Origin of the sequence: Amycolatopsis pretoriensis, from assembly GCF_900107925.1 — a bacterium.
GTDB classification, from domain to species: domain Bacteria; phylum Actinomycetota; class Actinomycetes; order Mycobacteriales; family Pseudonocardiaceae; genus Amycolatopsis; species Amycolatopsis pretoriensis.
The window spans coordinates 944,796-967,156 of the sequence record NZ_FNUJ01000003.1; the positions used below are offsets into that span (position 1 = coordinate 944,796).

Annotated in this window: 20 protein-coding genes; 10 read left to right on the plus strand and 10 right to left on the minus strand. The window is 71.3% G+C overall.

Going from position 1 to position 22,361, the window contains the following annotated elements; genetic code table 11:
• Positions 1–77: 77 nt before the first annotated feature.
• On the minus strand, positions 78–917 hold the full coding sequence (gene rsmI / locus BLV96_RS16925) for a 16S rRNA (cytidine(1402)-2'-O)-methyltransferase (RefSeq protein ID WP_086678693.1): 840 nt from the start codon (positions 915–917) through the stop codon (positions 78–80).
• Positions 918–985: 68 nt separating this feature from the next.
• On the opposite strand from rsmI, the gene BLV96_RS16930 reads away from it, so the two are divergent.
• Positions 986–2,554, plus strand: coding sequence for a dolichyl-phosphate-mannose--protein mannosyltransferase (locus tag BLV96_RS16930; RefSeq protein ID WP_086678694.1), 1,569 nt, complete (start codon positions 986–988; stop codon positions 2,552–2,554).
• A 69-nt stretch (positions 2,555–2,623) separates the two neighbouring features.
• On the opposite strand, the gene BLV96_RS16935 is transcribed toward BLV96_RS16930, so the two are convergent.
• Positions 2,624–3,337 carry an AraC family transcriptional regulator gene (locus BLV96_RS16935; protein ID WP_086678695.1) on the minus strand — a complete coding sequence of 238 codons (714 nt, stop codon included), beginning with the start codon at positions 3,335–3,337 and terminating at the stop codon, positions 2,624–2,626.
• Between the two features lie 76 nt (positions 3,338–3,413).
• On the opposite strand from BLV96_RS16935, the gene BLV96_RS16940 reads away from it, so the two are divergent.
• Positions 3,414–3,983, plus strand: a complete 570-nt coding sequence (locus tag BLV96_RS16940) for a class I SAM-dependent methyltransferase (RefSeq protein WP_086678696.1) — start codon at positions 3,414–3,416, stop codon at positions 3,981–3,983.
• On the opposite strand, the gene BLV96_RS16945 is transcribed toward BLV96_RS16940, so the two are convergent.
• On the minus strand, positions 3,980–5,743 hold the full coding sequence (locus BLV96_RS16945) for a serine/threonine-protein kinase (RefSeq protein WP_091389239.1): 1,764 nt from the start codon (positions 5,741–5,743) through the stop codon (positions 3,980–3,982). The two genes, BLV96_RS16940 and BLV96_RS16945, sit on opposite strands and share 4 nt — an antisense overlap.
• A 186-nt stretch (positions 5,744–5,929) precedes the next feature.
• On the opposite strand from BLV96_RS16945, the gene BLV96_RS16950 reads away from it, so the two are divergent.
• Complete coding sequence (locus BLV96_RS16950) at positions 5,930–7,804, plus strand: propionyl-CoA synthetase (RefSeq protein ID WP_086678745.1); 1,875 nt, start codon at positions 5,930–5,932, stop codon at positions 7,802–7,804.
• A gap of 139 nt (positions 7,805–7,943) precedes the next feature.
• Positions 7,944–9,509 carry a beta-N-acetylhexosaminidase gene (locus tag BLV96_RS16955; protein ID WP_086678744.1) on the plus strand — a complete coding sequence of 522 codons (1,566 nt, stop codon included), beginning with the start codon at positions 7,944–7,946 and terminating at the stop codon, positions 9,507–9,509.
• A gap of 52 nt (positions 9,510–9,561) precedes the next feature.
• Here BLV96_RS16955 and BLV96_RS16960 read toward each other — a convergent pair whose 3' ends face one another.
• Entirely contained in the window at positions 9,562–10,161 is a 600-nt protein-coding gene (locus BLV96_RS16960) for a TetR/AcrR family transcriptional regulator (RefSeq protein WP_086678743.1), read from the minus strand.
• Positions 10,151–10,834 carry an MOSC domain-containing protein gene (locus BLV96_RS16965; RefSeq protein WP_086678742.1) on the minus strand — a complete coding sequence of 228 codons (684 nt, stop codon included), beginning with the start codon at positions 10,832–10,834 and terminating at the stop codon, positions 10,151–10,153. The genes BLV96_RS16960 and BLV96_RS16965 overlap by 11 nt, the downstream gene beginning before the upstream one ends.
• 55 nt (positions 10,835–10,889) lie before the next feature.
• On the opposite strand from BLV96_RS16965, the gene BLV96_RS16970 reads away from it, so the two are divergent.
• On the plus strand, positions 10,890–12,248 hold the full coding sequence (locus BLV96_RS16970; protein ID WP_086678741.1) for a M20 family metallopeptidase: 1,359 nt from the start codon (positions 10,890–10,892) through the stop codon (positions 12,246–12,248).
• On the opposite strand, the gene BLV96_RS16975 is transcribed toward BLV96_RS16970, so the two are convergent.
• Positions 12,214–12,585 carry a DUF779 domain-containing protein gene (locus tag BLV96_RS16975; protein ID WP_086678740.1) on the minus strand — a complete coding sequence of 124 codons (372 nt, stop codon included), beginning with the start codon at positions 12,583–12,585 and terminating at the stop codon, positions 12,214–12,216. The two genes, BLV96_RS16970 and BLV96_RS16975, sit on opposite strands and share 35 nt — an antisense overlap.
• Complete coding sequence (gene exaC / locus BLV96_RS16980; RefSeq protein ID WP_086678739.1) at positions 12,585–14,108, minus strand: acetaldehyde dehydrogenase ExaC; 1,524 nt, start codon at positions 14,106–14,108, stop codon at positions 12,585–12,587. The genes BLV96_RS16975 and exaC overlap by 1 nt, the downstream gene beginning before the upstream one ends.
• A 104-nt stretch (positions 14,109–14,212) precedes the next feature.
• On the opposite strand from exaC, the gene BLV96_RS16985 reads away from it, so the two are divergent.
• Positions 14,213–15,688, plus strand: coding sequence for a helix-turn-helix domain-containing protein (locus tag BLV96_RS16985; RefSeq protein WP_425266180.1), 1,476 nt, complete (start codon positions 14,213–14,215; stop codon positions 15,686–15,688).
• Positions 15,689–15,691: 3 nt separating this feature from the next.
• On the opposite strand, the gene BLV96_RS16990 is transcribed toward BLV96_RS16985, so the two are convergent.
• Positions 15,692–16,117 carry a YybH family protein gene (locus tag BLV96_RS16990; RefSeq protein WP_086678737.1) on the minus strand — a complete coding sequence of 142 codons (426 nt, stop codon included), beginning with the start codon at positions 16,115–16,117 and terminating at the stop codon, positions 15,692–15,694.
• Between the two features lie 109 nt (positions 16,118–16,226).
• Here BLV96_RS16990 and BLV96_RS16995 point away from each other — a divergent pair, with 109 nt between their 5' ends.
• From BLV96_RS16995 to BLV96_RS17010, 4 genes are all read left to right on the plus strand, one after another.
• Positions 16,227–17,024 (plus strand): SGNH/GDSL hydrolase family protein, encoded by a 798-nt coding sequence (locus BLV96_RS16995; protein WP_086678736.1) that lies wholly within the window; start codon positions 16,227–16,229, stop codon positions 17,022–17,024.
• Positions 17,003–17,560, plus strand: a complete 558-nt coding sequence (locus BLV96_RS17000) for a TetR/AcrR family transcriptional regulator (protein WP_086678735.1) — start codon at positions 17,003–17,005, stop codon at positions 17,558–17,560. The genes BLV96_RS16995 and BLV96_RS17000 overlap by 22 nt, the downstream gene beginning before the upstream one ends.
• A 60-nt stretch (positions 17,561–17,620) precedes the next feature.
• Complete coding sequence (locus tag BLV96_RS17005) at positions 17,621–18,340, plus strand: DUF2786 domain-containing protein (RefSeq protein WP_086678734.1); 720 nt, start codon at positions 17,621–17,623, stop codon at positions 18,338–18,340.
• Between the two features lie 91 nt (positions 18,341–18,431).
• Positions 18,432–19,316, plus strand: a complete 885-nt coding sequence (locus BLV96_RS17010) for a DMT family transporter (RefSeq protein WP_086678733.1) — start codon at positions 18,432–18,434, stop codon at positions 19,314–19,316.
• On the opposite strand, the gene BLV96_RS17015 is transcribed toward BLV96_RS17010, so the two are convergent.
• Positions 19,271–21,382, minus strand: coding sequence for a putative bifunctional diguanylate cyclase/phosphodiesterase (locus BLV96_RS17015; protein WP_086678732.1), 2,112 nt, complete (start codon positions 21,380–21,382; stop codon positions 19,271–19,273). The two genes, BLV96_RS17010 and BLV96_RS17015, sit on opposite strands and share 46 nt — an antisense overlap.
• A 13-nt stretch (positions 21,383–21,395) precedes the next feature.
• On the minus strand, positions 21,396–22,214 hold the full coding sequence (locus tag BLV96_RS17020; protein WP_167379634.1) for an SAM-dependent methyltransferase: 819 nt from the start codon (positions 22,212–22,214) through the stop codon (positions 21,396–21,398).
• Positions 22,215–22,361 lie beyond the last annotated feature (147 nt).

Sequence of the window (22,361 nt, forward strand, 5' to 3'; positions counted from 1 at the left end):
TAGCGGCCGAATGGCTTAATTCGGATCTCACATCGATCACTTGCGGCAAAACGGACATCGCCCCGCTGTGACGGCGATTACTTCGAGGTCCGCGAAGCGAGCACGGCGTCGTAAAGCTCCTTTTTGGACACCCCGGCGGCCTCGGCGACCTCAGCCGCCGCGGACTTCAGCCGCTCCCCCGACGCCACCCGGTCCGACACCTCCGACACCAGGTCCGCCACCGAAACCGACCGCGGCTCCGCCCCCGCGAGCACCACCGTGATCTCGCCGCGCACCCCCTCCGCGGCCCACTCGGCGAGCGAAGAAAGCGACCCCCGCTTCACCTCTTCATACGTCTTCGTCAGCTCCCGGCACACCGCGGCGGGCCGGTCCGGGCCCAGCACCGAAGCCGCGTCCGCCAGCAGCGATCCCAACCGGTGCGGGGACTCGAAGAACACCACCGTCCGGGGCTCGGACACCAGCGACGTCAACCACCGGGTCCGCTCGCCGGGCTTGCGCGGCGCGAACCCCTCGAAACAGAACCGGTCGCACGGCAAACCGGACAAAGCGAGCGCCGTCGTCACCGCGGACGGGCCCGGCAGGCACGTCACCGGAAGGTCTTCCGAAACGCACGCCGCCACCAGCCGGAAGCCCGGATCGGACACACTGGGCATACCGGCGTCCGTCACCAGCACCACCGTCTCGCCCGCGCGTAACGATTCGAGCAATTTGGGCAGGCGCGCCGTCTCGACGTCCTCGTAGAAGCTCACCACGCGGCCTCGCGGGGTCACCTCCAGCGCGGACGCCAGTGATCGCAGCCGGCGCGTGTCCTCGGCCGCGATGACGTCGGCTTCCGCCAAGGCCGAAGCCAGCCGCTGGGAAGCGTCGCGGACGTCGCCGAGCGGGGTGGCGGCGAGGATGAGACGGCCCGGAGTCACCCGGCCAGCCTAGGCTGATCAGCGGATCCCGACGACGCACGCCCCGCCGCGCCCGTAGGATCGCCCCCGTGACCGCCGTGCTGACCCGTGCCGACGACGAGAGCGTCCGGCCGGACCCCCTCGAGGCGCTCCGGCCGCCGACCGACCGTGAACTGACGCTGCTCGGCCGCGGCATGCCGACCGACCGGTTGCGCGGCTGGGTCGTCACCCTCGTGCTGACCGTGATCGGCGGCATCGTCCGGCTGCAGAACCTCGGCGTGCCGACGGACAAGGGCAGCCCGGTCTTCGACGAGAAGCACTACGTCCCGCAGGCGTGGCAGATGCTGCGCAACGGCGGTTACGAGGACAACTACGGCTACGAGCTGGTCGTCCACCCGCCGCTGGCGAAGCAGCTGATCGCGATCGGCGAATGGCTGTTCGGCTACAACGGCTGGGGCTGGCGGATCATGCCCGCGCTGGCCGGCACGCTCATCGTCTTCCTGACCATCCGCATCGCCCGCCGCCTGACCCGCTCGACGCTGCTCGGCGGCATCGCGGGCATCCTGGTGATCAGCGACGGCGTGCTGCACCTGCAGTCGCGCATGGGCATGCTCGACATCTTCATCGCGCTGTTCGTGCTCGCCGCGTTCGCGTGCCTGCTCGTCGACCGCGACCAGGTGCGCACGCGGCTCGCGACGGCGGTCCGCGAAGGCTGGGTCAACGAGTCCGTGTGGGGCCCCAAGCTGGGCTTCCGCTGGTGGCGGTTCGCGACCGGGCTGATGATCGGGCTGACCTTCGGCGTCAAGTGGTCGGCGCTGTACTACATCGTCGCGTTCGGCCTGCTGTGCGTGTTCTTCGACGTCGCGGCGCGGCGCGCGGCCGGCGTCGAACGGCCGTGGCTGGGCACGATCCGCCGGGACGTGCTGCCGGCGCTCTGGGCGATCCTGCTGATCCCGTTCCTGATGTACCTCGCCGCGTACTGGGCGTGGTTCGCGAGCGAGACGGCGACCGACCGGCACTACACCGAGATCAAGGACATCGCGCCGGGCATCTGGTCGTGGGTCCCGGCGTCGCTGCGGTCGCTGGCCGACTACACGGGCAACGTCCTGCACTTCCACGAGACGCTGGTGACGCCGAAGGACAACCCGCACCCGTGGGAGTCGAAGCCGTGGACGTGGCCGATGGGGCTGCGCCCGATGCTCTACAGCTACGACGGCGACATCACCGGCTGCGGCGAGTCCCGCTGCGTGAGCGCGACGATGCTGATCGGCACGCCGGCGATGTGGTGGCTGGCGATCCCGATGCTGGGCTGGTCGGTGTGGCGCTCGGTGTTCCGCGCGGACTGGCGCTACGCGGCGGTCCTGGTGGGCTACCTCGGCGGGTACGTCTTCTGGTTCACCAACATCGACCGCCAGATGTACTTCTTCTACGCGACGCCGCTGGCGGCGTTCCTGGTGCTGGGGCTGACGTTGTGCCTGGGCCAGATCCTGGGCAGCGCGCGGCGCGGGTTCGAGAGACGCGGGACGGGTCTGCTCGTGGTGTCGTTGTACGTCGGGCTGGTGGTGGCGAACTTCGCCTGGCTGTGGCCGATCCTGAACGGCGTCGCGATCACGACGGGCCAGTGGGAAGCCGAACGCTGGCTGCCGTCCTGGCGGTAGCGCCCCAATGTGGCCTTCGGTGCGTCTGACGCAACCAAGGCCACATTGGGGCGCTTGAAGCCGGCCCGGTCAGCCCGCGAAGTACGACCCCGGCGTGACGCCGACCGCGCGCCGGAACGCCGCCACGAACGCGCTCGCCGAGCTGTAGCCCACCCGGTGCGCCACCGTCTCCAGCGGCGCCCCTTGGGCCAGCAACGGCAGCGACGCACGCAGCCGCACCTGCGTGCGCCAAGTCCCGAACGGCATCCGGCACTCCCGCACGAAAATCCGGGCCAGAGTCCGCTCCGCCGCTCCGACGTCCCGGCCGAACTCCGCGAGACTCCGCGGGTCCGCCGGGTTCGCGACCACCGCTCGCTCGACGTCGCGGGCGCGTGCATCAACCGGGGACGGCACCACGATCGGCACCACGTCCAGGGGTTCCAGCAGGTCGAACGCCACCGCTTCGGCACGCAGCCGGGCCGCCGGGGCCACCCCGTCGCCGGTCAGGTACTCCAGGAGCTCGCGCAGCAATGGGCGGACCACCACCATCCGCGGCGTCGGCCACGACACCGGGGACAACGCGGGATCCGCGTAGATGCCGCGCAGCGCCGCCCGGCCGAGCGCGCCCGTGCGGTGCTGGATGCCCGCCGGCATCCACAGCGCGCGGGTCGGCGGGAGGACCCAGCCCACGTCGCCCGCCTTCACCGCGACGACGCCGCGGGCCGACCAGACCAGCTGGTGGACCGGGTGCTCGTGCCAGGGGAACCACGTGCCGGCGGGCAGGTCGACCTCGCCCAGCACCATGGCTTGGCTGTTTGGCGACATCACTTGGCAGGCTATCGGCTACCGGCCATCCGCGGGCCGAAATAGCGTCGAACGCATGCCGATGAACCTGATCCACCGCAAGATCTGCAGCTCGGAGAAGTGGGCGGCCACCGTCGAGGAGCGCCTGACGCCGTGGCTGAAGCAGCGCGACCTCGGTGACGACGTCCTCGAGATCGGGCCCGGCTTCGGCGCCACCACGAACGTGCTGCTCAAAGCGGTCCCGAAGCTGACGGTCCTGGAGATCGACCACGCGTCGAGCGAGCTGCTGCGGGCGAAGTACGGCGACCGCTGCGACGTCGTCGAGGGCAGCGGCGCGGAGATGCCGTTCGACGCGAACCGGTTCTCCGCCGTCGTCTGCTTCACGATGCTGCACCACGTGTCGACGAAGGAGCTGCAGGACGCGATCTTCGCCGAGGCCGCGCGGGTCCTGCGCCCGGGCGGCACGTACTGCGGCAGCGACGGCCAGCTCAACCTCAGGTTCCGCCTGCTGCACCTCGGCGACACGATGAACGTCGTCGACGCGGGGACGTTCCCCGCGCGCCTGGAGAAGGCGGGCTTCGAGCAGGTGAAGATCCAGCACCACCCGAAGGAACTGCTGATCTTCGAGGCCGTGAAGCCCGCTTAACGACGGGGCAGCTGGTTCCCCGGCTGGCGCGGCACCACCCGCGTCACCGGGCCGTCGGCCGACTTGCCGGCCCGCGACAGCCACCCCTCGACCTCGCGCCGCACGGCGTTCAGCGTCGGACGCCGGCGCGGTTCCGGGTCCAGCGACGCCGCCAGCAGCCGCGCGTGCGCGCTTCGCTGGGGCAGCCGCGTCACCGGTTCGGCCCGCGCCGCCGCCATCAGGGCCGCCATCGGGGTCTCCCGAGTACCCCGCGGGGGCTGGCCGGACAGGGCGTAGCTGATCGTCGCCGCCAGCTGCCACGCATCCGACGCCGGGGACGCCGTCGCGCCCATCGCCTGCTCGGGGGCCACGAAGTCCGGCGTGCCGATCATCATGCCGGTCGCCGTCATCTTCGAGTCGCCCTGGCTGCGGGCGATGCCGAAGTCGATCAGGTGGGCCAGGCCGCTCGGGTCGAGGATGACGTTCGACGGCTTGATGTCGCGGTGCAGGACGCCCTTCTCGTGCGCCGCCGCCAGCGCGCCCGCCATCGTCGCCCAGAGGCGGCCGGCCGCGACGTCGTCGAGCGGGCCCTGGCCGTCGACCAGCTCGGCCAGCGGCCGGCCCTCGAGGTACTCCATGACCAGCGCGAGCCCGTCCGGCTCCTCGGCCAGGTCGTACACCTTGACGCAGTTCGGGTGGCTGACCACGGCCAGCGCGCGGGCCTCGCGCTGCATGCGCTCGGCGGTGTCGCGGTCCGGGGCGTGCGCGATCTTCAGCGCGACCGTGCGGTTGAGCTGGGTGTCGACGGCCTGCCAGACCGTGCCGAACCCGCCCGCGCCGAGCTGCTTGACGCGGCGGTAGCGGCTGCCGCCGGCGTTGCGCGAGCCGGGCGGCGGCGGGATCGGGCCCGGCGCCGCGGCCAGCGCGCCGGCCATCGGCGGCGGCTCGGGCGCGGCCGCCAGCGCCGTCTTCGGGTACGGCCGGTTGACCGGCGGCGGGGGCGGCGGAGGCGGGGTCGGGCGCGGCTGGACCTGCGACGGCGGCGGGCCCGGCGGCTGCTCGTCGCGGCGCGGCGGCGCGTCCGACCGGTTGATGACCGACCACGGCGGCGGCCCGACCATCGCGACCGGGATCAGGCCCAGCACGCTGAACGGCAGGAAGCCCAGGAAGAAGTGCAGGGCGGTGTTGGCCTCCATGCCGACGCTGAACGCGAGCATCGCGGCGAACGGGATCCAGAAGAACCGCGACGGCCACTTCGGGCCGCGGCGAAAGGCGGTACGGCCCTGCAGCATCACGAACAGCAGCGAGCCGGCGGCCAGGACGATGAACGCCAGCAGGTACACGAAGAACGGGAGGTCGTCGGCGCCCGTGCTGCGGGACGAAAAGACGTCGAAGACGGTCTGCCGGCCGCCCAGGTAGTCCACCTGGGAATCGACCCAGCAGCCGCCGGGGCCGCGCAGCGTCGAGAGCTCGTTCGCCGACAGGCCGGTCTTCTGCTTGGCGAACGCCGACCGGAAGACGCCCGACACGCCGTTGGACAGCAGCCAGGGCAGCACCAGCGCGCTGACCAGGCCGATCGCGCCGAAGATCCCCAGCGTCGTGGCGTCGTAGCGGTTGCCGGTGCCCTTCCGGATGATCGACACGGCCAGCGCGCCGGCCGGCGGGATCAGCGCGACGAGCGCGCCGGCCGCACTCGTGGCCCACACCCAGTCGCCGGGGCAGAAGCCCGGGCCGAACAAGGAATGGGCTAGCGAGAGCAACGCGCTCGCGAGTCCGTTCACCGCCGGGCTCCCCTCACTGTCCGTGTTCTCTCGGTACCGTCACGCGGTGTTTTCCCGCGGTCCAGCTTAGGACGCTCCCGGCTGCCGTTGGGTTGCCGGGTCTTCAGCGTGCCCGGAATCCGGCGAGCCCGCCGCTCCCGCGTCATGATGGGGGCCGGTGCGGACGATCGACGCGAGGGAGCGGCAATGGGCGCGTACTCCGAGGCCTACCGGCGCAGCCTGACGGACCCGGAAGCGTTTTGGCTGGCCGCGGCGGAAAAAATCAGCTGGGCGAAGGCGCCGGAACGGGCCTTGGACACCTCGAACCCGCCCTTCTACCGCTGGTTCCCGGACGGCGAATTGAACACGTCGTACAACGCGCTCGACCGGCACGTCGAGGCCGGCCGCGGCGCTCAGGCCGCACTGATCTGGGACTCGCCCGTGACCGGACAGCAACGGACGTACAGCTACGAGGAGCTCCGGGACACGGTCGCGCGGTTCGCCGGCGCGCTCGGCTCCCTGGGGGTCACCAAGGGTGACCGCGTGATCATCTACCTGCCGATGGTGCCCGAAGCGGCGATCGCGATGCTGGCCTGCGCGCGGATCGGCGCGGTGCACTCGGTGGTCTTCGGCGGCTTCGCGCCGAAGGAGCTGGCGGCGCGGATCGAGGACGCGAAGCCCAAGGTGATCCTGGCGGCGTCCTGCGGCATCGAGCCGACGCGGGTCGTCGAGTACAAGCCGATCATCGACGCCGCCCTGGAGATGACCGAGCACCAGCCGGACCACGTCGTCGTGCTGCAGCGCGAGCAGGCCCCGGCCGAGCCGGCCAAGCGCGACCTCGACTGGCGCGAGCTGGCGGCGAACGCCGATCCGGCCGACCCGGTGCCGGTCGCGGCCACCGACCCGCTCTACATCCTCTACACGTCCGGGACCACCGGGAAGCCGAAGGGCGTCGTCCGCGACACGGGCGGCCACGCCGTCGCGCTCGCCTACTCGATGGACGCCGTCTACGACGTCCACGCCGGCGACACCTGGTGGACCGCGTCCGACGTCGGCTGGGTCGTCGGGCACTCCTACATCGTGTACGCGCCGCTGCTGGTCGGGGCGACTTCGGTCATGTACGAGGGCAAGCCGGTCGGGACGCCGGACGCGGGTGCGTTCTGGCGGGTCATCGCCGAGCACGGCGTCCAGGCGCTGTTCACCGCGCCGACCGCGCTGCGGGCCATCAAGAAGGTCGACCCGGACGCCCGCGAACTGGAGAAGCACGACCTGAAGGCGTTCAAGACGCTCTTCATGGCCGGCGAGCGGCTCGACCCGGAGACCTACCACTGGGCGCACGAGAAGCTCGGCACGCCGGTGATCGACCACTGGTGGCAGACCGAAACCGGCTGGCCGATCGCGGCCAACCTCCGCGGCCTGGAGCCGATGGACGTGAAGCCGGGCTCCGCGACCAAGCCCGTCCCCGGCTGGGACGTCCGCATCCTCGACCAGGCGGGCGACGAGCTGCCGGCCGGCCGCGAAGGCGCCATCACCGTCAAGCTGCCGCTGCCGCCGGGCTCGCTCCCGACGCTGTGGGGCGACGACGAGCGCTACCGCGAGGCCTACCTCTCCCGCTACGACGGCCACTACCTCACCGGCGACTCCGGTTACCTCGACGAGGACGGCTACCTCTTCGTCATGGGCCGCACCGACGACGTCATCAACGTCGCCGGGCACCGGCTTTCGACGGGATCGATGGAGGCCGTGCTGGCCTCGCACCCGGCCGTCGCCGAGTGCGCCGTCATCGGCGTCGCCGACCAGCTCAAGGGCCAGCTCCCCCGCGGGTTCGTCGTGCTCAAGGCGGGCGCGGACATCCCTTCGGAGCAACTGCGGGACGAACTGGTGGCGCTGGTGCGCCGGGACATCGGCCCGGTCGCCGCGTTCCGCGATGTGTCCATTGTGGACGCGCTGCCGAAGACGCGGTCCGGGAAGATCCTGCGCAAGACCATGCGCGCGATCGCCGACGGCCGCGACGAGGCCGTGCCGTCCACGATCGAGGACCCGAGCGTCCTGGACGCCATCCGCGCCGCCCTCCGCGACTAAGGCCGTGAATGGCACATTGAGGGCCTAAGTGTCCGTGAATGTGCCATTCACGGACTTCGACAACCCTTCGTTAAGGACTGTTCCAAATGGCCCGGCTGGTCTGTACCTTTGGGAGGAGTCCCCGACCGGAGGTGCCCTGATGCGCTTGTCCAGAGCCGTCTTGACCGCGGCGATCGTGAGTCTCACGGCCGTCGGAGTCCCCGCTGCGGCGGTGGCCGCGCCGGCCGCCCCGGAACGCAGCGTGACCGACGTCGTCCCGGCGCCCGTCTCGGCGAAGGCCGACCCGCGGGACGGCTTCAAGCTGACGCCGTTCACCGTGATCACCGCCGGCCGCGGCGCCGGCCAGGTCGCGGACTACCTGCGCGGCCTGCTGCGCCCGGCCACCGGCTACCCGCTGCCGGTCGTGCCGCACGCCGCCGGCCTGCCCGCGATTTCCCTGCAGCTGGGCCACGACTCCCGGATCGGCACCGAGGGTTACGAGCTGAAGGTCGCCCGCGACGGCGTCTCGCTCAAGGCCAACACCGCGGACGGGCTCTTCGAAGGCGTCCAGTCGCTGCGGCAGCTGCTGCCGTCGGCGATCGACGCGAAGCGTGTCCAGCACCGGACGTGGACCGTCGCCGGCGGCACGATCCTCGACTACCCGCGCTTCGCCGAACGCGGCGCGATGCTCGACGTCGCCCGGCACTTCTTCAAGCCGGACCAGGTCAAGCGGTACCTCGACCAGATCGCCCAGTACAAGGTCAACACCCTGCACCTGCACCTCGCGGACGACCAGGGCTGGCGGATCGAGATCAAGAGCTGGCCGAAGCTCGCGACGGTCGGCGGCCTGACGGCCGTCGACGGCGACCCCGGCGGCTACTACACGCAGGCGCAGTACAAGGACATCGTCGCGTACGCGGCTTCGCGGCACATCACGGTGATCCCGGAGATCGACATGCCGGGCCACACGAACGCGGCGCAGTCGACGTACGCGGAGCTGAACTGCGACGGCAAGGCCGTCCCGGTCCGCACGGACACCGAGGTCGGCTACAGCTCGCTGTGCATCTCCTCGCCGATCACCTACAAGTTCGTCGAGGACGTCGTCCGCGAGCTGGCGGCCATCACCCCCGGCCCGTACCTGCACATCGGCGGCGACGAAGCGCACTCGACGCCGCCCGCGGACTACATCGCGTTCGAGAAGAAGGTGCAGCCGATCGTCGCCAAGTACGGCAAGAAGGTCACCGGCTGGCACGAGATCGCGAAGTCGGACCCGCCCGCGTCGGCGGTCCCGCAGTACTGGGACTTCGGCGGCGACAACCCGAGTGTCGCGGCCGCCGCGGCGCGCGGCAGCAAGATCCTGATGTCGCCGGCGAACTACGCGTACCTGGACATGAAGTACGACGCTTCGACGCCGCTCGGCCAGGACTGGGCCGCGCTGATCGAGGTGCGCGACGGGTACAGCTGGGATCCGGCGTCGCTGGTGACCGGCGTCGGCGAGAAGCAGGTCGCGGGTGTCGAGGCGCCGCTGTGGACCGAGACGATCCGCACGAGCGCCGACATCGAGTACATGGCGTTCCCGCGGCTGCCGGGCATCGCGGAGATCGGCTGGTCCCCGAAGTCGACGCACAACTGGGACGCCTACCGCGCGCGGCTGGCGAAGCAGAGCCCGCGCTGGGTGGCCCAGGGCATCAACTTCTACCGGAGCCCGCAGGTCGACTGGAAGTAGGTCAAAGCCGTGAATGGCACATTGAGGGACACTAAGTCCCTCAATGTGCCATTCACGGCTTTGGGGCCAGGCGGGCGTTGATCGCTCGTCTGGCCAGGGCGTAGGGCGCCGGGCCACCATTCAGCACCGCGTCGGCGTTGGCCGCCCTCCCCAGTGCGTGCAGTTCGAACGCCAGCACCTCCGGATCCGCGTCCACCTGCCCCAGGGCAACCGCTTCGAGAGCTGTTTCCCGGATGAACGCGGCGAACGAGCCGCTCGCCGCCGCCACCGCGTCGTGGACCCGGCCGGGACGCGCGTCGAACTCGGCGCCGACGTTGAAGAAGAAACACCCGCCCGGGAAGACGCGGTTTTCCGAGTAGTCCAGCCAGTTCTCGCAGATCGCCCGCAGCCGCGGCAGGCCCGGGGGCAGGTCCAGGGAAGGCGTCACGACGTGCGACTCGAAAATGGTGAAAGCCGCCTCGATCGTCGCGAGCTGCAGCTCTTCCTTGGACCCGAACAAGGCGAACACGCCGCTCTTGCTCAGCTCCAGTTCGGTGGCGAGCCGGCCGAGGGACAGCCCCTCCAGGCCGTCGACCGAAGCGACGTCCACCGCGCGGCGCAGCACCACGCGCCGGGTCGCGGCCCCGCGGGCGAGGCGGCCGTCAGCCGGCACGCCGCGCCCGCCAGCGGTCCACAGTGGACTGGACGCCGGCGCTCCACTGCACCGCCAGTGCCGGCGTCGCCAGCACGCGGTCGGCGAAGTCCAGCGCCGCCTCGACGTGCTCCTCCGCCAGCTGCCCGTAGTTCGCGAAGGTGATCACGTACACCTCGGCGACCGTCGGCCCGTCCGCGCGTTCGACGAGCTCGAGCGCGCCGGACGTCGGCACGACACCCGGCCGCAGCACCCGCAGGTACCAGCCGCTGCGCCCGGAGTCGATCATCGCCGGGGTGATGTCCTTGCGGCCGGTCTTCATCGCGAGCTTGTAGCACGGCGACCGCGGCTGCGAGACCTGCACGAGCGCGTCACCCCAGGCCCAGACGTCCCCGATCCGCACGTCGTCCTCGGTGAGCCCGGACAGCGAGACGTTCTCGCCGAAGTCGGCCGTCGAAACCTCGAAGCCGTCCTCGCGCCAGGTCGCGTAGTGCTCGGCCGGGTAGACGTAGACCGCCTTGTCGGGGCCGCCGTGCACGGTCAGGTCCGCCTGCCGGTCGCCGTCGAGGTTCAGCTCGGACAGCTTCAGCTCCGGCGCCGTGACCAGCGCCTTCGTGATCCCGCTGAGCACCGGCAGTTCGCGCCGGTACCCCAGGACGCTCGGTTCCCCCACGTAGACGCTGTCGACGTTCATACCCACGAAGATAGCACGACCGTTCGTATAGTTTTCGCCCTTTAGGCTGGCGGCCATGGAACTGCTCGACCAGGCCCGCGCCCACGTCGACTCCGGCGCGTACTTCACCGAACTCGCCCGGCTCGTCTCCTACCCCACGGTGAGCGACGCGCCCGAAGGCCGGGAAGCGATCCAGGCCTACCTCGGCGAAGTCCTGACCCCCGCGTTGACCGGCCTCGGCTGCGAAGTCACGCAGCACGCCAACCCGGACCCGGCCGGCGGGCCGTTCCTGGTCGGAGTCCGCACGGAGGGAGATGACCTCCCGACGCTGCTCTGCTACGGCCACGCCGACGTCGTCGGGGAAGCCGGGCGGTGGCGCGACGGGCTGGACCCGTGGACGCTGACCGCGGACGGCGACCGCTGGTACGGCCGCGGCACCGCCGACAACAAGGGCCAGCACCTGATCAACCTGACGGCGTTGCGGCTGCTCCTCGAAGCGCGCGGCGCCCTCGGCTTCAACCTGAAGTTCCTCTTCGAGACCGGCGAGGAGATCGGCTCACCGGGCCTCGACGCGTTCGCCGCGCAGGAAAAGGAACTCCTGGAAGCCGACGTCCTGATCGCCTCCGACGGCCCGCGCCTCGACGCGGCGACGCCGACATTGTTCCTCGGCGCCCGCGGCGGAATCCGGATCGACCTGGACGTCGACCTGCGCCCGGACGGCGCCCACTCCGGCAACTGGGGCGGCATCCTGCGCAACCCGGCCACGACGCTGGCCGCGGCGATCGCGAGCCTCGTCGACGGCCACGGCCGCATCCAGGTGCCCGCGCTGCTGCCGCCGGAGCTGCCGGAGTCCGTCCGCGAAGCGCTGGCCGACGTCGTCGTCGACGCACCGGACGAGGGCTGGGGCGATCAGCGGCTGAGCCCCGCCGAGCGGCTCTACGGCTGGAACACCCTGGAGGTGCTGGCCCTCGACGCCGGGAACGCCGACCGCCCGGTCAACGCCATCCCCGGCCGCGCCCGCGCGGTGCTGCACTTGCGGTACGTCGCGGGCACCGACGTCGGCGACGTCACCGCGACGGTCCGGGAACACCTTGCCGCGCAGGGGTTTCCGATGATCGGGGTGACCACGGAGGCGAGTTTCCGCGCCAGCCGCACGCCGGTCGAAGATCCGTGGGTGAGCTGGGCGCGACAGGCCCTCGACGCCGTGGCCGAGAAGCCCGTCGCCCTGCTGCCCAGCTTCGGTGGCGGCCTGCCCAACCACGTCTTCACCGACGTCCTCGGGCTGGCGACGCTCTGGCTGCCGCACTCCTACCCCGGCTGCCGGCAGCACGCGCCGGACGAGCACCTGCTCTCCTCGATCGCCCGGGAAGGACTGGTGCTCGCCACGGCGTTGTTCGCTGCTATCGGTTCAGCGCCGCCGACTCTTCGTCGGTGAGGAGGCGGGAGCGGATCAGGAAACGCACACCTTCGGGCGCCTCCAGGGAAAACCCGCTCCCGCGACCCGGCACGACGTCGATCGTCAGGTGCGTGTGCTTCCAGTACTCGAACTGCGGCCCCGACATCCACACCGGCACGTCCTCGATGCCCTCGACTTCCAGGTCGCCCAGCCGGACGTCCGAGACGCCGGTGCGAAACTCCCCGGCCGGGTAGCACATCGGGGCGCTGCCGTCGCAGCACCCGCCGGACTGGTGGAACATCACCGGCCCGTGGAGCGACACCAGCTGCCGCAGGAGGTCCGCGGCAGCCGGTGTCAGGTCTACGCGCCGCGTCATCAGAAGAACCCGAGCGCCTGGTCGGAGTAGGAGACGAGCATGTTCTTCGTCTGCTGGTAGTGGTCCAGCATCATCTTGTGGTTCTCGCGGCCGATGCCGGAGGCCTTGTAGCCGCCGAAGGCCGCGTGCGCCGGGTAGGCGTGGTAGTTGTTCACCCAGACGCGGCCCGCCTGGATGTCGCGCCCGGCGCGGTAGGCGGTGTTGCCGTCGCGCGACCAGACGCCCGCGCCGAGGCCGTAGAGCGTGTCGTTGGCGATCTTGATGGCGTCGGCGTAGTCGTCGAACTTCGCCACCGACACGACCGGGCCGAAGATCTCCTCCTGGAAGATCCGCATCTTGTTGTCGCCGGCGAACACGGTCGGCTCGACGTAGTAGCCGCCGGACAGCTCGCCGCCGAGGTCGGACCGCACGCCGCCGGTGAGGATCTCGGCGCCTTCCTGCTTGCCGATGTCGATGTAGGACAGGATCTTCTCGAGCTGGTCGTTGGACGCCTGCGCGCCGATCATCGTCTCGGTGTCGAGCGGGTGGCCCTGCTTGATCTTGCGGACGCGCTCGACGCCGTCGCCGAGGAACCTGTCGTAGATGCCGGACTGGATCAGCGCCCGCGACGGGCAGGTGCAGACCTCGCCCTGGTTGAGGGCGAAGAGCGCGAAGCCTTCCTGCGCCTTGTTGTAGAAGTCGTCGTTCTGCGAAGCGACGTCGTCGAAGAAGATGTTCGGGCTCTTGCCGCCCAGCTCGACGGTCACCGGGATGATGTTTTCGCTGGCGTACTGCAGGATCAGCCGGCCGGTCGTCGTCTCGCCGGTGAAGGCGACCTTGCGGACGCGGTTGCTGGACGCCAGCGGCTTGCCCGCCTCGACGCCGAAGCCGTTGACGATGTTGACCACGCCCGGCGGGATCAGGTCGCCGATGATCGAGAACAGCAGGTGGATCGACGCCGGCGTCTGCTCGGCCGGCTTGAGCACGATCGCGTTGCCCGCGGCCAGCGCCGGGGCGAGCTTCCAGACCGCCATCAGGATCGGGAAGTTCCACGGGATGATCTGCGCGACCACGCCGAGCGGCTCGTGGAAGTGGTAGGCGACGGTGTTCTCGTCGACCTGCGAGATGCCGCCCTCCTGGGCGCGCAGGGCGCCGGCGAAGTAGCGGAAGTGGTCGATGGCCAGCGGGATGTCGGCGGCGAGCGTCTCGCGGACGGCCTTGCCGTTCTCCCAGGCCTCGGCGACCGCGATCGCCTCGAGGTTCTGCTCCATCCGGTCGGCGATCTTCAGCAGGATGTTGGCGCGCGCTTCGGGTGAGGTCCGGCCCCACGCCGGTGCGGCGCCGTGGGCCGCGTCGAGGGCCTTCTCGACGTCCTCGGCGTTACCCCGGGCGATCTCGCAGAAGGTCTTGCCGGTGACGGGCGTCGGGTTTTCGAAGTACTGGCCGCTCGCGGGCGGTACGTACTCGCCGCCAATGTAGTGGTCGTAGCGCGACTCGTAGCTGACGACGCTGCCTTCGGTGTTCGGTGCGGCGTACTGGACCATCTTCCCTGCCTCGTTGCTCGGAGTGACGGAGTGCCGCGAACGTAGGTCCGGCAACGTTGCAAGCGCGTTGCACCACGGTGTGCGGGCTATCTACGCTGGTGAACGTGGCAGAGGCGCCCGAACCGGAGATGCTGCGGGACCCCGAGTCCTACGCGCGGCTGCTGGAGCACGTCCGCGAGGCGGTGCTGGCCGGCGTGCCGGGCCCGCGTTCGCCACGCTCCGTGGTGTCCGCCTCCTGGAACCGCTCGCTCGCCGCGCAGGTCGACCCGGACGAGGGTGAAGCGCCGTTCGTCTACGACGCGGACGTGCTGGCCGCCCTGCGTGAAGCCCACCCACTGGCCCCGGTGCTGCCGGTGCTGCGGCAGATGCTGGTGAGCATCGCCGACGACGCCGAGCACGTGATGATCGTGACCGACGCCGAAGGCCTGATCCTGTGGCGCGAAGGCGCGGCGGGCCAGCTGCTGCGCGGCGACCGCGTCGGGCTCACCGAGGGCACGCGGTGGAGCGAAGCGGCGATCGGCACCAACGCCATGGGCACGGCCCTGGCGACCGGCGAACCCGTGCAGATCCACTCGGCCGAGCACCTGGTCCGGCGCTACCACACGTGGACGTGCGCGGCGGCGCCCGTGCGCGACCCCGAAACCGGCGTCCTGCTCGGCTCGATCGACGTCAGCGGGCCACTGCGCACGGTCCACCCGGCGATGATCTCGCTGGTCACGGCCACGGCCCAGCTCGCCGAGGGCCAGCTGCGCGCCCAGCTCGCGATCCGCGACGAACGCCTGCGGCGCGTCAACATGCCGCACCTGGAGGCCCTGCGCGGCCGCCCCGGCGCGCTGCTGTCCGCCGGCGGCCGGGTGCTGGCCGCCCAGTCGTGCCTGCTGCCGTCCACAGTGGACGTCCGGCGCGGCGGCGGGACGGTCGCCCTGCCCGACGGGCGGCTCGCCACGGTCGAGCCCCTCGAAGAGGGTTACCTGCTGCGGCTCGCTTCCGGTGGCGGCGGTGGCCAGCGGTCCCGGCTGCGGCTGGAGTACCTGTCGGACGGCCCGCACGTGACCACTGTGGACGGCCGGGAAGTCCCGTTGACGTTGCGGCACGCGGAAATCCTGACGTTGCTGGCGTCGCACCCCAACGGGCTCTCGGCGGAGCGGCTGGCCCTGCAGCTGTACGGCGAGACCGGCAACCCGGTGACGGTCCGCGCCGAGATCCACCGCCTGCGTTCGCAGCTGGGCGCCTCGGTGGTGCAGACGCGCCCGTACCGCCTGGCGGCCGACGTCGACGCGGACTTCGTCACGGCCAGGACGCGCCTGCGCACCGGCTCGCCGGCCGACGTCCTGCGCCTCTTCCGCGGGCCGCTGCTGCCGGAGTCGGAGGCACCCGCGATCCGCGAGGAGCGCGAGACGCTCACGGCCCAGGTGCGTCAGGTGGCGCTGAACAGCGGCGACCCGGGCGTGCTGTGGTCGTTCTGGGAGACCGCCTGCGGCGTCGACGACTTCGCGGTGCTCGACGCCCTGCTGCGGACGCTGCCGGCGGCCGACCCGCGGCGGGCCGCCGTCTCGGCCCACCGCGCCCGGCTCGCCTGAGCGTCACGGCCGGAGATCGGTCACGCCCTTGCCGGTGGCGAAGTCGAACGGCACCGACGCCTGGTCGTGGACGATCACCCAGCCGTCGCCGGTCTTGCGGAGGACGAACGTGCCCCGCACCCACATGCCCTCGACGGGCGTCCCGCCGGGCAGCGTCCCGCTGACGCGGCCGAAGCCGTGCCCGACGGCCAGGCCCCCTTCCCCGGTGACGACGAGGTCGCGCAGCTCGTAGTCCACCTCGTCGAAGAGGGTGAACACCTTCGCCCAGTTCTTCAGCTTCGCGTCGATCCCGACGTGCTGCAGCGGCGGTTCGACGTCGAAAGACACGACGTCCGGGGCGTAGAGGGGCCGCAGCGCGTCGAGGTCCTTGGCCCGGAGCCCGTCGACGATCTTGCCGAGGTGCCGGGTGACTTCCGTTTCGAGTGTCATACCGGCTCGACGAAGCGGGGCCCCTGGTTGTGACGACCGAAGTAGACACCGTCTACAAAAGTTTGATAGACAGTGTCCACAAGGTGAACCACGGGTTACGGAGATCGGAATGAACTACCACCGTTTCGTCGTCCTCGGCGACAGCTGCGCCGAAGGACTCGACGACCCGTACCCGGACCAGCGCGCCTATCGGGGCTGGGCGGACTTCGTGGCCGCCCGCCTCGCCCAGGACGAGCCGCACTTCCGCTACGCCAACCTGGCGGTCCGCGGCCGGCGGCTCGACCAGATCGTCCCGGAGCAGGTCCCCGCGGCGACGCGGCTGGCGCCCGACCTCGTCGCCCTCTTCGGCGGCGGCAACGACGTCATGAGCCGCGGCTGGGACGCGCGGACCGTCGCCCGGCGGGTCGACGCCGCCGTCCGCGCGTGCACGGAGATCTCGCCCGTCGTCGTGACGTTCACCCTCAGCGACGTCTCGCACCGGATGCCGCTGGGGAGCCGGATGCGGCCGCGGATCGTCGCGCTCAACGAGGCCATCCGCGAGGCGGCCGTCAGCTACGGCGCGCTGCTGATCGACCTGTGGCCCGACCAGGCCGTCACGGATTCGCGGTACTTCGGCGCCGACCGGCTGCACCTGTCCGCGCACGGTCACCGCCGGCTCGCGGCGTACGTCCTCGGCCTGCTCGGCGTCAGCCACGACCCCACGTGGCTCGAACCGCTGCCCGGCGTCGCGGCGGCGGGCGGCTGGCGCGCCGACGTGCACTGGCTGCTGCGCGAGGTCCTGCCGGTCGCGGTGTCGCGCACGCGCAACCGGATGATCGGCCGCCAGCCGGGCGACGGCTTCTTCCCGAAGCGCCCGGACCTGCTCCCCATGACCCGGGACGAGGCATGGGCACCCGGCAACGCCTGATCGACACGGCCTCCGAGCTGCTGGTGGACGGCGGCGTCGACGCGGTGACGCTGCGCGGGATCGCCAAGGCGGCGGGCGTCTCGCACGGTGCGCCACTGCGGCACTTCTCCGGCCGCGCCGAGCTGCTGTCGGCCGTGGCGACGCGCGGGTACGCCGACTTGCTCGCCCGCCGGGACACGCTGCCGGGCAACACCCCACGAGAGCGGTTGACGGCCGCGTGCCACAGCTACCTGGACTTCGCGCTGACGAACCCGGCGATGTTCGAGCTGATGTTCCGCCGCGATCTGGTCGACGCGGAGGACCCGGCACTTTCGGCCGCGGCGAGCGCGGTGTTCGACACGTTCGCGGTGCTGGTGGCCGCGGTCCCGACGCCGATCGCCCGCTCGGGCGCCGACTTGCGGCTCGTGGCGGCATCGCTGTGGGCGGCGCTGCACGGGCTGGCGCAGTTGTGGCTGTGGGGCGGCCTGGCGGGGGCGAGCTTCGCGCCCTCCCCGGAGTCGGCGCTGGCCGTCACGCTGGACGCGTACCTGGGTTAGCCGCGACACGCTGCACCCCGGTGCGCGCGCCCGAACACCTGATCGAATACCCTCGCCTCCATGACCGAGTCAGACCCGCAGCTCGAGCGCATCCGGAAGCTGCTGGCCAAGGCCGAGGACCCGGCGGTCACCGAGGCGGAAGCCGAGGCCTACAACAAGAAGGCCGCCGAGCTGGTCGCGCGGTACGGGATCGACCAGGCGATGCTCGCCGCGTCCGGGGCGGCCTCCGACGACATCGGCACGCTGAAGATCCCGATGAACGACCCCTACAGCCGCGACAAGGCGAGCCTGCTGACTTCGGTCGCCTACCCGCTGCGCTGCCGGACGCTGCTGCACCGGTTCGGCCAGAAGGTCGACAGCGTCACGGTCTTCGGCTACCGGTCCGACCTCGGCCGCGTCGAATTGCTGTTCACGAGCCTGCTGCTGCAGGCGAGCACGCAGCTGACGCGCGTCCGCCCGGACGGTTTCTTCCCCGGCGAGTCGCTCGCCGCGTACCGGCGCACCTGGCTGCACGGCTTCGCCCGCGCGGTGCACGAGCGGCTGTCGGAGGCCGAACAGGAAGCGGTCCGCACGGCGGCGCCGGGCGCGAAGTCGGCCGAGCTGGTCGTCCGCGACCGCGCGCAGATGGTGCAGCACGCGTTCGACGCCGAGTACGGCGACCTCCGCTCAGCCGCGCCCCGTCGGTTGTCGGGCAGCGGCTACCTCGACGGCCACGACGCCGGCACGCGCGCCAACCTCGACCCCTCGGCCCTCACCCGCCGGCACAAGGCCTTGCGCTGACCGGCCCGTCGCCGATGTAGCAAACCTTAAAGATCACACCAGAACTCTTCACTTGTCCTGACGGTTCCGCTTCGGCACCGTGGATCACGTGATGCGCATAGCCGTCCTGGCCCTGTTGTGGGGCTCGGGGTTCCTCTGGATCAAGCTGGCCCTGACCGGGCTGAGCCCCGTCCACCTCACCCTGATCCGCTGCGCCCTCGGCGCGCTGACGCTGCTGGTCCTCGCCGTCGCGGCCGGCCAGCGGCTTCCGCGTGACCGGCGGACGTGGGGCCGGCTGGTCGTCGCCGCGTTCTTCTGCAACGCCTTGCCCTTCGCGCTCTTCGGCATCGGGGAACGCACCGTCGACTCCGGTGTCGCGGGCGTCATGAACGCGACGACGCCGTTGTGGTCGCTGCTGATCGGCGTCCTGCTCGGCACCGACCGCCGCCTCGGCCCGGTGCGGCTGCTGGGGCTGGGCCTCGGGTTCGCCGGCGTGCTGGTGATCTTCGCGCCCTGGGAGCAGTCGGGGCTGCTGAGCACCGGCGCCCTGGCGTTGCTCGGCGCCGGCCTCAGCTACGCGATCGCGTTCGCTTACATGGCACGGAAACTGCCGCCCGGCGGGGCGCCGCTCGCGGTCTCGGCCGCCCAGCTGACGACCGCGACCGCGTTGACCGCGTTGGCGCTGCCGGTGTCCACGACGGCTCCGCACCTGAACCTGACCGCGATCGTGGCGGTGACGATCCTCGGCGTGTTCGGGACCGGCATCACCTTCTACCTCAACTACCGGGTCCTGACCGACGAAGGCCCTACGGCGGCGGCGACGGTCGGCTACCTGCTCCCGGTCGTCTCGATCGCCCTGGGCGCGCTCTTCCTCGGCGAACCGCTGTCGCCGCGCGTGCTCGGCGGCATGGTCGTCGTGCTCATCGCGGTCGGCCTGACGCGGCGGCCCGCTCAAACGAAGGCCAGCTCCCCCGGTGCCCTCGCCACCCCGAAGTAGTCGCCCGTCCCCAGCTCCGCGCCGGCCGTGCGCCACCAGTTCGCCTGGTCCTCGCTGTGGATCCCGTCGACGACCAGCGTCGCGCCGACCTGGCGGACCAGCGGGACCAGCGCGCTCAGGAACGTCGAATCCGACCACGCCTGCCACTCCGCGAGCCGGCGGTCGACGCGGACGATGCCGACCGGCAGGTCCTCGACCGCGCGCAGATCGTCCGGGCCGAGCCCGAACTCGTCGAGCATGACGCAGACGCCGAGCGCGGCCAGCGCGGTGACGTTCTCGAGCACCCCGGGCACCTTCAGGGCACCGACCGGGACGCCGAGCATCAGCTGCTCCGGCGGCAGGGCGGTGTCCGAAAGCAACCGCGTCACGCGCGTGCCGAGCGCTTCGTCCGACATCTGGTGGCCGGTCAGCCGGGCGACCACCGGCAGCCGGGAACCCGTGCGGCGGCGCCACCACTCGCCCTGCCGGGCCGCCGCGCGCAGCAGCCAGTCCCCGAGCGGCAGCACCAGCCCGGTCGACTCGGCGAGCTCGGCGCAGCGTTCATGCGGCAGAGCCGGGCCGCCCGGCCGGTCCCAGTGCAGGCAAGCCTCGTACCCGGCGACCTCGCCGTCCGCCAGGCGCGCGAGCGGCCGGTAGCGCACGCCGATCTCGCCGTTCTCCCAAGCGCCGGCCATGCCCACGGCCAGCGCCTGCGTTCGCCGGTCTTCGGCGTCGGCGTCGCGGTCGAACATCTTCCACTGCCCGCGCCGCCGCACCTTGGCGCGCCGCAGCGTCTGGTCGGCCGCGCGCAGCAGCTCCGCCGGGTCGATGCTCTTGGCGGGCCGGTGGACCACGCCCGCGCTGGCCGACAGCGCGAGCCCGTGGCCGTCGACGAAGAACGGCTCGGCGAGCTCGTCGTTGATCGCGCGGACGATCGCGGCGATGTCCGGGGTCGTCGCGGAGTTCTCGACCAGGATGCCGAACTCGTCGGCGTGGAACCGCGCGATCATCGCCTTTTCCCGCGCCATCACGGACTTCAGCCGCTGGGCGAAGTGCACCAGCAGCTGCTCGCCGACGCGGCGGCCGAGGCTGTTGCAGACCATGCCGAACGCGTCGAGGTCGACGTGGAACAGCGTGACGCCGAACTCCGGGTCGGCGCGCCGCAGCGCCGCCTCGAGGTGGGTGCCGAAGTACTGGCGGTTCGGCAGCCCGGTCAGCACGTCGTGCAGGGCCTGGCGGCTCAGCTCGCCCTGCAGCAGCATCAGTTCGGTGCCGTCCTCGACCACGACGACGAAGTGGCCGGGCCGGTCTTCGGCGTCACGCAGCAGCGACGCGGTGAGCGAGATGCGGGCGACGTCGCCGTCCTTGCGCAGCAGCCGCTGGGACTGCCGGATCCGCTCCTTGCCGCCGCCGACCAGCTCCGTCATCGCCTCGCGCAGGACCTCGACGCTCTCGGGGTGCACGTGGTCGGCCAGCTGCGTCCCGGTCAGCTCGCCCGCCGCGTGGCCGAGCATCTCGGCGAGCGCGGCGTTCGCGCGCACGATCCGGCCGTCCAGGGCGACCAGCGCGATACCGCTCGCGGACGACGTCACGACCTCGTCGAACCGCGCCTCGCTCTGCTTCAGGTTCCACTGCGCGTCCCGCACCGCCTTGAGCAGCGACAGGTGCATGATCTCCTGCTGGTCCAGCACGCTTCGCTCGTGCGCGAGCAGGAACCCGCACGAGAGCGCGCCCAGCGCCACCACGATCCGCTCGGTGAAGGACTCCGCCGGCCGCAGTTCCGGCAGCGACGGCAACCCCTTCCCGAGGACGTCGAGCGTGCACCGCAATCCGGGCTCGCCGACGTACCCGAGCCCCACCAGCCGCGTGCCGATCCGCTCGGCGGGCGCGGTGTCCGCGGACGTGCCCCGGAGGGATTCGACCAGCGTGTCAAGCATTCCGCGCAGTTCCTCGTCGAGGAGCTCACGGCTCAGCGAAACGACGGTGACGCCGCTGAGCAGGTAAGCCCATTTCCGGGCGAGCACGGTCCGCGCGCGTTCCGGGTCCGGCCCCGCCGGCAGTTCCGGTCGTTCTTCGATCATCGGCATGTGCGGCGCCCGTTCAGCTCTTTCGGCCGATTCCGGCATAGACCAGCATGTTCATCTCGGCCGCCGCGGAGATGTCCGCCGGGCCCGACGGCCGCCATTCGCCGCAGCCGACGAGCCCCGGTTCGACGATTTCGAAACCGGCGAAAAGTTCGGCCACCTGGCTGTGCGTTCGCAGGGTCACCTGATCGGGACTGCGGCTTTCTTTGATCACGTCCGTCGCTTCTTCGAGGTTTTCGCCCTGGTGGTCGCCGGTGACGTGGGTCAGCGCGAGAAAACTGCCCGGCGCCAGCGCCGAACCGTACCGCCCCACGAGGTCGAGCGGCCCGGATTCGTCCGGGACCCAGTGCAACATCAACAGCATCAGCAGCCCGACCGGCTTTTCGAGCTCGAGCAGCCCGCGCACCTGCGGCGACTCGAGGATCTTCTCCGGATCCCGCATGTCGGCCTGCACGATCGCCGCGCGGTCGTTGCCCGCCAGGATGAGTTCGCTGTGCGCGACCGCCACCGGATCGCGGTCGACGTACACCACGCGGCACTCCGGGTCCTGCTCCTGCGCGACCTCGTGGACGTTCGCCACCGTCGGGATCCCGGAACCGATGTCGAGGAACTGGCGGATCCCGCGGGCCGTCATGAACCGCACCGCGCGCCCGAGAAACGCGCGGTTCACGCGCGCCGCGTCGCGCAAACCGGGCATCGCGTGTTCGATCTGCTCGCCGACCGCGCGATCGACGGCGAAGTTGTGCCCGCCGCCGAGCATGAAGTCGTAAGTGCGGGCGATGCTGGGCACGGAGATATCGACACCCGGTGGAACCCATTCCGGTGATCGTGTCACGAGAAACACCTTCTCAGCCGCGTCGGACCGGAAAGAGCTTAGCGATTCCCGAACGGCCGGTGACTGCGCCATCCGCGTGAGGGCACACCACCCGATCGGGCACTGTCCCGTTCGGCCGGACGCGCCTACCGTAGGCCGTCTCCTTGG

Coding starts and splice junctions, on each gene's coding strand:
- BLV96_RS16970 (WP_086678741.1), top strand. CDS start 10,890: ATGGAACTGCTCGACCAGGCCCGCGCCCACGTCGACTCCGGCGCGTAC.
- BLV96_RS16955 (WP_086678744.1), top strand. CDS start 7,944: ATGCGCTTGTCCAGAGCCGTCTTGACCGCGGCGATCGTGAGTCTCACG.
- exaC (WP_086678739.1), bottom strand. CDS start 14,108: ATGGTCCAGTACGCCGCACCGAACACCGAAGGCAGCGTCGTCAGCTAC.
- BLV96_RS16950 (WP_086678745.1), top strand. CDS start 5,930: ATGGGCGCGTACTCCGAGGCCTACCGGCGCAGCCTGACGGACCCGGAA.
- BLV96_RS17015 (WP_086678732.1), bottom strand. CDS start 21,382: ATGCCGATGATCGAAGAACGACCGGAACTGCCGGCGGGGCCGGACCCG.
- BLV96_RS16990 (WP_086678737.1), bottom strand. CDS start 16,117: ATGACACTCGAAACGGAAGTCACCCGGCACCTCGGCAAGATCGTCGAC.
- BLV96_RS16940 (WP_086678696.1), top strand. CDS start 3,414: ATGCCGATGAACCTGATCCACCGCAAGATCTGCAGCTCGGAGAAGTGG.
- BLV96_RS17000 (WP_086678735.1), top strand. CDS start 17,003: ATGGGCACCCGGCAACGCCTGATCGACACGGCCTCCGAGCTGCTGGTG.
- BLV96_RS17005 (WP_086678734.1), top strand. CDS start 17,621: ATGACCGAGTCAGACCCGCAGCTCGAGCGCATCCGGAAGCTGCTGGCC.
- BLV96_RS16995 (WP_086678736.1), top strand. CDS start 16,227: ATGAACTACCACCGTTTCGTCGTCCTCGGCGACAGCTGCGCCGAAGGA.
- BLV96_RS17010 (WP_086678733.1), top strand. CDS start 18,432: ATGCGCATAGCCGTCCTGGCCCTGTTGTGGGGCTCGGGGTTCCTCTGG.
- BLV96_RS16965 (WP_086678742.1), bottom strand. CDS start 10,834: ATGAACGTCGACAGCGTCTACGTGGGGGAACCGAGCGTCCTGGGGTAC.
- BLV96_RS16975 (WP_086678740.1), bottom strand. CDS start 12,585: ATGACGCGGCGCGTAGACCTGACACCGGCTGCCGCGGACCTCCTGCGG.
- BLV96_RS16935 (WP_086678695.1), bottom strand. CDS start 3,337: ATGGTGCTGGGCGAGGTCGACCTGCCCGCCGGCACGTGGTTCCCCTGG.